This is a genomic window from Limnoraphis robusta CS-951 (assembly GCF_000972705.2).
The window spans coordinates 1-10,941 of sequence record NZ_LATL02000207.1; the positions used below are offsets into that span (position 1 = coordinate 1).

The window sequence follows — 10,941 nt, forward strand, 5'->3', positions numbered from 1 at the left end:
AGTTCAACTGTTAGAAACACAGTTAGCCGAAATGGTTTCAACTGAAGATTATCAACAGTTACAAAAACAGTTAGAACAACAACTCGAAACAGTTCAACTGTTAGAAACACAGTTAGCCGAAATGGTTTCAACTGAAGATTATCAACAGTTACAAAAGCAGTTAGAACAACAACTCGAAACAGTTCAACTGTTAGAAACACAGTTAGCCGAAATGGTTTCAACTGAAGATTATCAACAGGTACAAAAACAGTTAGAACAACAACTCGAAACAGTTCAACTGTTAGAAACACAGTTAGGCGAAATGGTTTCAACTGAAGATTATCAACAGTTACAAAAACAGTTAGAACAACAGTTACAACAACAAGAAGTCACTGTTTCTGAGTTAAGACATCAATTAGAACATCAAAACGTCTCAATGGCTGACTTAGAACATCAACTCGCTCGTATACCCGAACTTGAAACTCAACTCGCTAATAGTATTGCTTCGGTAACAAAACAACTGAATTCTGGAGTTTCCTTAGAACATTCTCCGAGTCCAGTTCAAATTCATCAGCAACCCCAGCCTATTTCTCATCAGTCGAATACAAATGTTGGGTTAACGGACTCATCAGAAAGTTATGGAGCGTTAAAACAAAAAATAGAAGAACAGGAAAAAACCATCAACAATTTGCGACAAGAAATGAGCGACTTAAGACGTCTAGCAACCATTGCAGAATCTCATTTAGGAAGATGGCGTCATAACACTTTCTCCCATTAGATTGTTTAGTTTAGGGTGCAAACTTTGCACCCCTAGATCTAAAAAAATCTCCCGCCAGTTTGGTATAGCCGTGAGCGCTCGTATCTAGACAAGGAGAAAGCCTCATTGAACCACAAAGAAACAAAGAACACCAAGAAGTAAGTTGTAAACCCGCTCCCGGCTGATTAATTTTAGCGTTAGAATTATCAAAGGAACTGGTATTGATTGCAAGTATGGCGATCGCCTTGACGCGGCGGACAGATTAACTTTATATTAGAGTCAATCAATAGCTTGGGTGTAATCATAGCAGAATTAGCTCTATCTTTGCTCTAATTGATGATTACTCAATCGTCGCGACAACTTCCCCCGTTTGCGAAGTATCATAACCTCCCAGGGCGGTTAGTTGGGAATGTAAACGCGGATGTCCCAGCGTATTCAAAAGTTGTTGAACTGGAGTTTCAGCTAAATACTCTTTGAGAACAACTAAATCATATCGTGATTTATGCAGAGGAATAAAACTGAGTCCAAAAGCACTAGCAACGGCTTGGGTACTGACACCAACATCTGCATTTCCACTCACCACCGCTCTAGCAACAGCAACATGATTATTCACAACAGAATTAAATCCTTGAACCGCATTAAATGGAATTTCAGCTTGACGCAATAAATATTCTAATAATTGCCGACTTCCTGAACCTATTTCTCGGTTAATTATGGTAATATTAGAGTTAGCTAAATCAGCAACCGTTCTCAATTTTTTGGGATTACCGGGCGCGAGTAGTAACCCTTCTTCCCAAACCCCTAAATTAATCAATACCGCCCTTTGATTGATCACCGCTTCTCGAACAAAACTAACATTATAAGAATCGGTTTCCGGGCTGTAAAGGTGCATTCCAGCGATATGAACTTCACCGCGACACAACCGTTCTAGAGCATCCATACTATTGGCAAAACTCCAATACACCCGCAAGTTAGGATACCAATATTCTGCCACTCGCGCCCACAAAGACAACACCGGAGTACAACCCGCCACCGCTACCGTTTGATTAATCGTTTCCGGGGGAGTCCACAGTTTTACCTGTACCGGAGCGTTTTCAGTTTGTCCCCAACCCTCGCCATCGGCGGGAATCATCTCGGTACGAAAGGCATCCTCACCCAACAACGGATAAGCCATCAACTTTCCCCCAACTCGCGCCAAGGTGAAGCGAACATCCTGCTCTAGGGGAATAGCCTGGGCGGGGGTTGCTTCGACTCGCAGACAGTCTTCTTCCAACCAGAATAAATCTTCCACCTGACACCCCAAAGCCTTGGCTAACCGCAACGCAATCGTCGCAGAAGGGGCATATTGTCCAGACTCCACACCGCTAATGGTTTGGCGAGAAACCCCCACTACTTTGGCTAAATCTTGTTGACTCAAACCCAAGCGGGTACGGATTTGTTTGAGGCGATTTTGTAGTTCGTTGTCCTGCTTCATTTTCCTTCTGCTCAAATCCAGCCGAAACTCAAACCCTCTCACAAACTTTCAATTAGTCTACTGGTATCGTGACAGTTCCCGCAAAAAAAATTGTATCTTTCAATACGCAAGTATTTTTTACAATTTGCTTAAATACTTGCATAATGTCAGATGCCTCCTAGATATCAGGACAAATCCCACGAAAACTTCGTGCTTGAAGTCTTGATTCTAGAAATTGGTGATAAGTAGCGGAATGAAGAGTCCACTGGCTGTTGAGCAGGTTCTGAGTGCCGTTTGGTCAAATCTTGGCAGCCAGTTCTTTTTTTATTGCAGATTTAATTCCAGTTTTATTCCCAAAACTCTTACAAACATTGTCTAAATTCAACAAAATTTTCGAGATAAAAATTATGCTACTTTGGTTTGAAGTTCTAGGTTATACGGTTTTATTAGAGCGAGAAAGTTCATTCAGAATATTAACAGAGCGTGAAACTGAAAGCGAGGTTATTTTGCGCGATCGCCTTGCTCAATCTCTTAGAAAAATTAATCCTCATGTCTCTGAACTCGCCCTGCAAAAAGCTATAAAAAAATTATATTTTTATGATTGTAAAAATAAGATCAACAGCCAGACTGAAACTCTGCAAAAATATCTGACTCAAGGCATAGATGTGTCTTACTATTTTAACGGTAAATTTGTTTTTACAAAGGTGAAAGTGATTGATTATACTCATCCCTTGAATAATGATTGGTTAGCTGTTCATCAGTTTAGTGTGACTGCGGATAATTGGTATTATTCACCGGAAATCGTTATTTTCATCAATGGTTTACCACTCGTTGTCATTGAGGTCTGTCGATGCTTAAATACAAGGGCAATTGGGAGTTTTTATAAAAACATTTTAATTTACAAAGAGAAGATAAAAAAACTATTTTACTATGCTCAAATTATGATTATATTTCAATGAGATGAGGTTAGATTTGGTCAGATTAATCAATCTCTGGAGCAATTTAAAGTTTGGTCTAACGCCGAAAAAAAACAAAGCTTATTCGATTGGAAAAATACCAGAGTAGGATTTATTCAAGACTATTTTGATAAACGATATTTTCTGCATATATTGAAGGCATCAATTCAAGCAAAACCTCTCGGACGAGAAACTTTGACTCAACTGATTGAGAATCATCAGTCTTCAAATCGCTTTTCGGAAGAAAATCTGATAAAGAAGTCAAAATTATTGAGAAAACCTCAACGAAAAAAACGACTTTTAATTCCCGTAAAATCTAAAATTTTCTTGAAACGAACCAAAATAAAAAAGCTTTAAGAGAAAATAAAAAAAGATGAGAAGGAGAGAGTTTTTAATTAATTTAGTTAGTGCCGTCACCTTTATTTTATTCGTTTCTAGTGTTTGATTCGGTAGTCAGGCTAAATATGTATTTGAACAGCATAGCTATCAACTTGCCCGTTAACCCCCTATTTTTTGTGTGAGGAGAGAATCATGGAATTTTTAGTGAATGCTTTAAATATTAGCAGTTATAGTCCAGGTGAAACCCTACCTGATGGTTTGTATACGTTGCGTTTATTTGCAAGTGATGAATTTGGCAATACAACCACTCAAGAATTTGACTTTACTTTAGCTGTTGAAACGCTCTTTTTTATCAGTGGTGAAATTCCTCAAACCGAAGGCTTTAGTGCAGCAGATTTGGCACAACTTCCTCGTCTGACTATTGAAACGAGCGATCGCGGAACACCTGCTGTCTACGAAGGTGTACCTTTAATTGAAGTTTTACGACAAGCAGAAGTGCCTCTTTGTGATGAATTACGAGGCGAAAATATGGCATTATATTTAGTTGTAGAAGCTGCCGATGGCTATCGGGTTGTGTATAGTTTACCCGAACTTGATCCCACCTTTGGAAACCGCACTATCTGTAAAAACTGGTAACTGATAACTGATAAACTGTAAACTGTAATGAACCCGCCCCTACACTTTTCCCTCTTGCAATCTTGCAATCTTGCAATTCCCGCCTTTTTTGTGCTATAGTATTAAACTAATAGCTTGCAAGTCGAGCAGTTTACCCTAACTGTTCGATTTCAGTTGAATTCTGTTTTTGGATTGTTGCTCAATTTGTAGAGTCGTTAACCCTTGTTCTGGTAACTGACATGACCTCTTCTCCAACTGTCGCCCCCAGTCGTTCCAGTCAAGTTACCCGTCAGCCTTATCCCAAGTATAAGGTCATTGTTCTGAACGACGATTTTAACACCTTTCAGCACGTTTCTAACTGTTTGATGAAGTATATTCCCGGAATGACCAGTGATCAAGCTTGGAAACTCACCAATCAAGTTCATTTTGAAGGTCAAGCAACGGTTTGGGTAGGCCCCCTGGAACAAGCTGAACTTTATCATACTCAACTTACTCGTGAAGGGTTAACGATGGCACCTCTAGAAAAAGCTTAACGTTTCGAGTCGAGTATCCCGCTTTCAATCATTAATTTCGGCCAGACTAACAAAAAATATCCCATCCAAACTAAAATCGGAATTGCAATAATAACAGTTAACCAAACGGTTTGACTGAAGAACCAACTTCCCGCAATTATAGAAATTCCTGTTAATAAAATCGACCAAGGTTGACACCACCAAGGCTTATAATTCCAGGGATTAATCGGTTGAGAGTCTTCTGTTGACATAGCTATCTTTTCAACTCAAGCTTTTAACTGGGTAACGAGATGAGTGAGTTCAGGAAGAATCAACTTTTCCATCGCTAATTTTACCGCATTCGTTGAACCCGGAAGCGAAAACACCAACGTTCCCTGACAAATCCCTGCGACTGCCCGAGAAGCGATCGCCCGTGATCCAATTTCAGCATAACTCAAACTGCGAAAAATTTCACCAAATCCCGGCAAGATTTTCTCTAAAACCCTTTCTAAAGCATCATAAGTCGTATCTCTCGGTGCAATTCCAGTTCCGCCATTAATCATCAACGCATCGAGATCACGACGTTGACAGAAGCCTAAAACTTTCGAGCGAATTTCCTGGGGTTCATCCGGAAGAATCAGATAGTCTTGAATCTGATATCCCGCTTGTTTCAGTAAAGATTGAATCAACTGACCACTTTTATCAGTTTCAGGAGTGCGAGTATCACTCACCGTAATCACCGCACAATTAACGGGAACATCAGAAGCATCGGGATGAGGAAGGGATGGGTTCATCGTCAGGTTTCCGACAGGATGATGTTAGGGTTTGATCTCAGGTGAAACGGGAAATGAAGACCTTTCCCGACTTCTCCAACAGCAAAATCAAGACTTACTAAATTCTAATCCATTCGCCTCAGCATAGCGTTCCATAAACCGCATAAACCGATCCCACTCTTCCTCAGATTTCATTAAGTAAAACGCTTCTATCGCTTCCGGTTTACCATTAATAAACTTCGCCTTCACCTCGCGGGTTAATAATTCCCCTTCCTCATCAATTAAGTACATTCCCGTGATTTCCTCACCGAAATCATTGGAGAGGGCTGTGGGACTTTCAAAATAAAAAGTCGCCGTTCCCTGACTATTATCGCGAGAACGAGTTAACCGAACATCCGGAATCACATCTTCATCAATTCCCCGTGCAAACTGAATTGTAGCCATAATTTTACCAACAGATTTTAAACAATTGTTAAATTTCCACCCTCCATCATAAAACGGTTTGGGCATCTCAAGCTAGATGCCCTTATAAATTGAAGATAAATTTCTCGAAACTTTTCCCAACCTTAGACAATATACTGAGAATCAATCGGTTGGGCGCGGTTGAGGGCGACTAACGTTTGATAGAAAATCGCTGCAACCTCTCCACGAGTAATATCCCGTTGGGGAGACAATAAATCCCGACGCGGATAATTGACAACCATCCGCTTTTCCGTCGCTGTCGCCACCGCATCCGTTGCAAAACTGGGAATTTGGGCGCGATCGCTGTAAGCTAGTAGAGAGCTAGACGTTCCGCCTGTCAGCTTCAAGCCATTGATTAACGACACAATTGCTTGGGCGCGGGTTAAATTTTGGTTCGGGCGAAACGTTTCATCAGGGAAGCCTGCCAGAAACCCAGCGCGGTTAGCTTTCTCAATCACCGCTTTCGCCCAAAAATCCGCCGCCACATCTTTAAAACTCGTTCCGGGGCGAATGGGAGTGAGTTCAAACGCCTTAGCTAATAATGCCGCGTGTTCAGCACGAGTTAAACTATTATTGGGTCGAAACGTACCATCTGGATAACCACTAATAATCCTTAAATTGACTAACCCCTCAATAAACGCTTTCGCCCAATGAGTGCTAATATCCTTTAAGCTACCGTCTGGAGTCGGAGTGGGAGTCGGAGTGGGTGTGGGAGTCGGAGTTGGCGTGGGAGTCGGAGCATCATTATTGGCATAATCAATCTCTCCTTTCGTGCGAGTCGGGTTAATATCGTTTCCGACCGAGATCAGCTTAAACTTACCCGCATTCTGCACATCATACTTACCATTATCGCGGAAAACGTTCCCACCCGGATCTTGACTATTACCTAAATCGGGAAGCGAATCTGCAATCACCGTTAACCCATCTTGTAGGTTCTTTTCAATGATATTTTTTCGTAAAACAGGTTTACAACTTCCCGAAAGAACTAATCCCGTGCGATTTCCCGAAATCTCATTACTCACAATTAACGGCGCCGCTTGGGCTTGTACGGCAAGCGCATATCCAGTATCTTGAAACTTATTACCGCGAATCTCTCCCTTGGCATTTCCCGCTAAAGCAATTCCATTCCCAGCATTTTTAGAAAACACACTATCGAGAATTTCAGGAATTGCTGTTCCGGTAATAAATATCCCTTCCCGCTTGGAATTAACAAACGTGCAATTCGCAACCGTACAATAAACCGATTCTATCCAAGTTCCTGTTCCGCGAATTTGATCATTTGTGATACTAAATCCTCGCAAAACAGAATTATTTTCCATCCGAACCGTCATATTTTGAGAGGCGGCGGTGGGACTGGTAAAGCTACCACTTCCAGTAATTTGAGTATCCTTACCTTTTCCCGGTTCATTCCCTAATAACGTTACACCAGAAGGAACTAATAAAGGAAATATTTCGCCATTAGAAGCAGTATAAGTTCCTGGTGCAACTTGCACAACCGTTCCGGCTTGAGCTTGTTTGAGGGCTTTTGTAATCGTTTTAAACGGACTCGACTGAGTTCCGGAATTTGAATCATTTCCTTTGGTTGAATTAACGTAAAGAGTCATAACTGAAGCTGTGGTAAAATTCTGAACGACAACATTAACATTTCCCTCGATGCGATTTCCGTTGACATCATTGCCAAACGAAGCGATCGCTACTAGGCTGGTATTTTGCACATCAAATCCGCCATTTTTGCGGAAGGTATTACTCCCCGGATGTTGAGGACTCCCCAAGTCCGGTGTAGAATTTTGAGTGATCACAATTCCATCACTACTGTTATGTTCGATGGTGTTGCGACGCAGAACAGGTCGTGCATCACCAGAAATCAACACACCTGTGCGATTTTCAAAGACAGCATTATCCGTCACTTGCGGGGCTGCATCCTGTTTGACAGAAATCCCATATCCGGTATTTTGAAAGATATTTCCCCGTACCAGTCCGGTGACACGTCCTTCTATCGACAAGCCATAACCTTCGTTGTCGATGAACAGATTATTGACAATCTGCGGACTTCCCGAACCTGTGGCGTAAATCCCTTGCCGTTTGCTGTGAGTCAGAGTACAATCAGCGATCGTTACCGTTGCAGACTCCAACCAAACGCCTGTTCCCTGCATTTGGCTATTGCTAATCGTAACGCCCCGCAATTGAGCATCATTTTCCAGCAATAGCGTTATATTTTGCAAGCCTGCACTCGGACTGAGATAGTGACCACTACCATCAATCAAAATTCCGCTTCCTTTCCCCGATTCGTTCCCCACAACGATGACTCCAGGGGGAATCTTTAAGGGAAAAATCTCACCTGTAGCAGCGTTGTACGTTCCCACCTCAAGTTGTACTATTGTACCGGGTGTTGCTTGAGATAGGGCTTTTGTCAGGGTCTTCAAAGGCGCTGATTGACTGCCCTCACCCTGATCATGACCCAGAGCTGGGTTGACATATATCATTGTCATAGCTATGCTGGCTACCAAACCATCTGCGCTTATTCTAAAATTCTGTTACACCCCTGCTAAACGCTGTTCTGGAGAAAATCAGGATTCTGTTCAATTTTTTTAATGCTGAAATTCTTCTTCTGCCTGAGAAAGCAATGGTTAAAGCAAGACTTCGGCGATCGCTCGGACTGCTGAGTTAGATTTTTGGGGGATTAAAACCAATTAGTTTGAAGTCATTGTTCTTGACTGCGATCGCCATTTTTTTTCAGCCATCCTTGAAATATCCCACTCATTGTATTTGTCGTATTTTCCAAGTTTTTGCTGACTTCCGATTTTACATCTTCTCCCCATTTCTGAGTCGTATTTACAACAGAATTAACCTGCTGACTGACTTGTTCTCCAACAGCTTGACTACTATTTTGACTGGCTGTAATGATCTGATTAAAAGCCATTTTTATCGGTTTTGGAGTCGCCGCATCCACCGCTTCAGCAACCCAAGACGTTCTTTCTCCCAACCAGCCAGAAGTGATATTAAACATTTCCGTTGCTTTTTCTACTGTTACCCCGCAGGCGACTTTAATTTCATCGGGTGTGGAATTATTTATCTTTTCTACAATGGCTTGACGTTGTTCTTCACTGAGATTATCCCAAACCTGTTTACCAATAATTCCCACGCCTGCGATCGCAATCACCGCTCCTCCGGTAGACACCGCCGAAACAATCGCCGTCCCTGCTGCTATTCCACCGCCACCGGATGCCAACGTTCCCCCACCTAACCAGGCTAAAGCCGCATTTGTCGCTGCGGCACCACTTAAAGAACCGATCGCCGTTCCGGTAGAGGCGGCAACCCCCAAAGTTGAGGCAACTGTTACCACTGTTCCCGCCGAGGTTCCAATCCCAATCATAACACCTCCAACAATAGTCTGAGTGGCAAATTTAACCGTTCCCGACTGGGTAGAATAAGCCTTCCCCGTCACCATCAAAGTCGCCCAATGTTCACAATTAAATTCTGTAGGATGATAGGAACGAATATTTCCCGCTTCTAAGGCTATTTTGAAGGATTTAATATTCTGTTTAATCCGATCAAAATCAAACGTTTCTCCCCTAACTTTAACTGCACTCCAACCTTCTCCTTCAATCGGTTTTACCTCTAAGGTGGAATTATTCACCCAACCCACCGTGCGATTTTCTGCAATTACAATCCCATAGTGAGCGATCGCACCGCAATTTTGTTTAACAATTTGTCCGAGTTGAAAGTTATTCATCGATCTCCTTTTCCCAATTAAACTTGAATTTTTGTTATTCTAAAAGCATATCTAGCTCATTTTGTAACGCTTGCATTTCCGCCGAAGACGCTGCCGAAGATGCCGCCGAACTTCCTAACAAATCCCAAGGATTTTGACTGATTTGTTGAACTCCTGCTTTTATTCCTTTTTGAGTTGCTTTAACAGTCGTTTGAGCCGTTGTTCTGATAAATTTCTGCCATTCGGGATCGATTTCCTGCCAAATCGCTTGCAAAATAGATACACTCAATAATGCCGTGCCAACCGGAGGAAATAGAAGAACAACAGTTGTAATTACACCCGATGTAAAGACACGCAGCCCGACTTTATTAATCGCACATTCTAAAGTTATTTTATCCTGTAAAACCTCAATTAAAACCGGGAAAACCTCTGTAACCACTGTAAAACCCAACGCGGCAAAGGCATTTCCTCTCATTAGTTTTTGCAATACTTTAATAGCAACTCCCCGCATAAAACCCGTTTTTAAACCCTGAATTGTAACAGACAAAATTTGATCGAGTTCTGAAGCGGCGAGTTCTTGTTCTCCCCGACAATAAGCACCTAAAGTTTTAATAGATTGCAGTAAAATATTAATCGCCGCATTAATTGCCGCACCTTCAACACCTGCACCGCCAATTTCTCCAACCCATGCTGCGGTTTCCATGATTTCAGCCGCGAGATAGGGATTTTCAGCTACCCAAACGGCAAAATCTTCACTGATGGGAAAACTTTTAATTCCATCAACCTCAATGACAATTGTCGTGTTACTCACTCCTTGATTTTCTAAATTTGTGAGAATTTTACCTGGATAATTACCCGAGTTGGCTTGCTTTTCTACATATTTCTCGGTTCCGGCTTTGGCTTGTATTTGAGCGATGACTTCTCCAACTTTGTCAATAACCCGTGCGTCGTGGAGAGCGTTTTTAGGCGGATTTGGGAGAAACCGCAAAGGAACAATCAGGGTTTGGCATGGGTAAAATGCCGATAACGTAGAACAACACTTTCGATTTTTAAAATCATACCAGAGTCGCAAACCCTTGTCAACTCGTGAAATAAATGAAAATAATTTTTGATAAGCCGGAAATGTTAAATTTTATAAAGGGGACTAATTTTAAAAACCTAAACAGAAGTCGAGGGATTAATGAGTTAAACTTATAATTCAGGAGAAACTCTCAAGCTGAGATACTATTCATTACTAATCGCATGATTGCAGTTTAACCCACAACCGATGATCGAAGTCGAAAATCTGTGTAAGATCTATGGTTCAACTCCCGCCCTTCAGGATGTCTCATTTTCCGTGGAAGCCGGAGAAATCTTAGGATTCTTAGGCCCCAACGGAGCCGGAAAAACCACCACACTGCGAAT

The 10,941-nt window shown here is 41.8% G+C and carries 11 protein-coding genes and 1 pseudogene; 5 read left to right on the forward strand and 7 right to left on the reverse strand.

Going from position 1 to position 10,941, the window contains the following annotated elements; all coding sequences use genetic code 11:
• Positions 1-757: pseudogene (locus tag WN50_RS34705) on the forward strand (hypothetical protein); the annotation flags it as partial.
• A gap of 319 nt (positions 758-1,076) precedes the next feature.
• Here the strand turns inward: WN50_RS34705 and WN50_RS17730 are convergent.
• Positions 1,077-2,210, reverse strand: a complete 1,134-nt coding sequence (locus WN50_RS17730; RefSeq protein ID WP_046279347.1) for a substrate-binding domain-containing protein — start codon at positions 2,208-2,210, stop codon at positions 1,077-1,079.
• Between the two features lie 386 nt (positions 2,211-2,596).
• On the opposite strand from WN50_RS17730, the gene WN50_RS17735 reads away from it, so the two are divergent.
• The 3 genes from WN50_RS17735 (at position 2,597) to clpS (ending at position 4,632) form a co-directional block, all read left to right on the forward strand.
• Positions 2,597-3,148, forward strand: a complete 552-nt coding sequence (locus tag WN50_RS17735; protein WP_152964857.1) for a type I restriction endonuclease — start codon at positions 2,597-2,599, stop codon at positions 3,146-3,148.
• 528 nt (positions 3,149-3,676) lie between these two features.
• A complete protein-coding gene (locus tag WN50_RS17745) occupies positions 3,677-4,120 on the forward strand; it encodes a hypothetical protein (RefSeq protein WP_049560060.1) in 444 nt (147 codons plus the stop codon).
• A 218-nt stretch (positions 4,121-4,338) separates the two neighbouring features.
• Complete coding sequence (gene clpS, locus WN50_RS17750; protein ID WP_046279350.1) at positions 4,339-4,632, forward strand: ATP-dependent Clp protease adapter ClpS; 294 nt, start codon at positions 4,339-4,341, stop codon at positions 4,630-4,632.
• Here the strand turns inward: clpS and WN50_RS17755 are convergent.
• The 6 genes from WN50_RS17755 to WN50_RS17780 all read right to left on the reverse strand — a co-directional run bounded on the left by WN50_RS17755 (position 4,629) and on the right by WN50_RS17780 (position 10,525).
• Positions 4,629-4,862, reverse strand: coding sequence for a DUF6737 family protein (locus WN50_RS17755; protein WP_046279351.1), 234 nt, complete (start codon positions 4,860-4,862; stop codon positions 4,629-4,631). The genes clpS and WN50_RS17755 overlap by 4 nt on opposite strands.
• A gap of 15 nt (positions 4,863-4,877) precedes the next feature.
• Positions 4,878-5,384: a MogA/MoaB family molybdenum cofactor biosynthesis protein gene (locus WN50_RS17760; RefSeq protein WP_046279352.1), complete on the reverse strand. Its 507-nt coding sequence runs from the start codon at positions 5,382-5,384 to the stop codon at positions 4,878-4,880.
• Positions 5,385-5,471: 87 nt separating this feature from the next.
• Positions 5,472-5,807, reverse strand: coding sequence for a photosystem II reaction center protein Psb28 (psb28, locus tag WN50_RS17765; RefSeq protein ID WP_046279355.1), 336 nt, complete (start codon positions 5,805-5,807; stop codon positions 5,472-5,474).
• Positions 5,808-5,929: 122 nt separating this feature from the next.
• Entirely contained in the window at positions 5,930-8,314 is a 2,385-nt protein-coding gene (locus tag WN50_RS17770; protein ID WP_046279353.1) for a DUF1565 domain-containing protein, read from the reverse strand.
• A 212-nt stretch (positions 8,315-8,526) separates the two neighbouring features.
• The gene (locus tag WN50_RS34155) at positions 8,527-9,558 is read right to left on the reverse strand and encodes a hypothetical protein (RefSeq protein ID WP_049560063.1); all 1,032 of its coding nucleotides are present in this window, start codon (positions 9,556-9,558) and stop codon (positions 8,527-8,529) included.
• A gap of 34 nt (positions 9,559-9,592) precedes the next feature.
• Positions 9,593-10,525: a hypothetical protein gene (locus tag WN50_RS17780; protein WP_235441012.1), complete on the reverse strand. Its 933-nt coding sequence runs from the start codon at positions 10,523-10,525 to the stop codon at positions 9,593-9,595.
• Between the two features lie 279 nt (positions 10,526-10,804).
• Here WN50_RS17780 and WN50_RS32375 point away from each other — a divergent pair.
• The coding region (locus WN50_RS32375) for an ATP-binding cassette domain-containing protein (RefSeq protein ID WP_152964858.1) at positions 10,805-10,941 on the forward strand (137 nt) is incomplete at its 3' end.

Coding starts and splice junctions, on each gene's coding strand:
- WN50_RS17735 (WP_152964857.1), top strand. CDS start 2,597: ATGCTACTTTGGTTTGAAGTTCTAGGTTATACGGTTTTATTAGAGCGA.
- WN50_RS34155 (WP_049560063.1), bottom strand. CDS start 9,558: ATGAATAACTTTCAACTCGGACAAATTGTTAAACAAAATTGCGGTGCG.
- clpS (WP_046279350.1), top strand. CDS start 4,339: ATGACCTCTTCTCCAACTGTCGCCCCCAGTCGTTCCAGTCAAGTTACC.
- psb28 (WP_046279355.1), bottom strand. CDS start 5,807: ATGGCTACAATTCAGTTTGCACGGGGAATTGATGAAGATGTGATTCCG.
- WN50_RS17760 (WP_046279352.1), bottom strand. CDS start 5,384: ATGAACCCATCCCTTCCTCATCCCGATGCTTCTGATGTTCCCGTTAAT.
- WN50_RS17770 (WP_046279353.1), bottom strand. CDS start 8,314: ATGACAATGATATATGTCAACCCAGCTCTGGGTCATGATCAGGGTGAG.
- WN50_RS17745 (WP_049560060.1), top strand. CDS start 3,677: ATGGAATTTTTAGTGAATGCTTTAAATATTAGCAGTTATAGTCCAGGT.
- WN50_RS17755 (WP_046279351.1), bottom strand. CDS start 4,862: ATGTCAACAGAAGACTCTCAACCGATTAATCCCTGGAATTATAAGCCT.
- WN50_RS17730 (WP_046279347.1), bottom strand. CDS start 2,210: ATGAAGCAGGACAACGAACTACAAAATCGCCTCAAACAAATCCGTACC.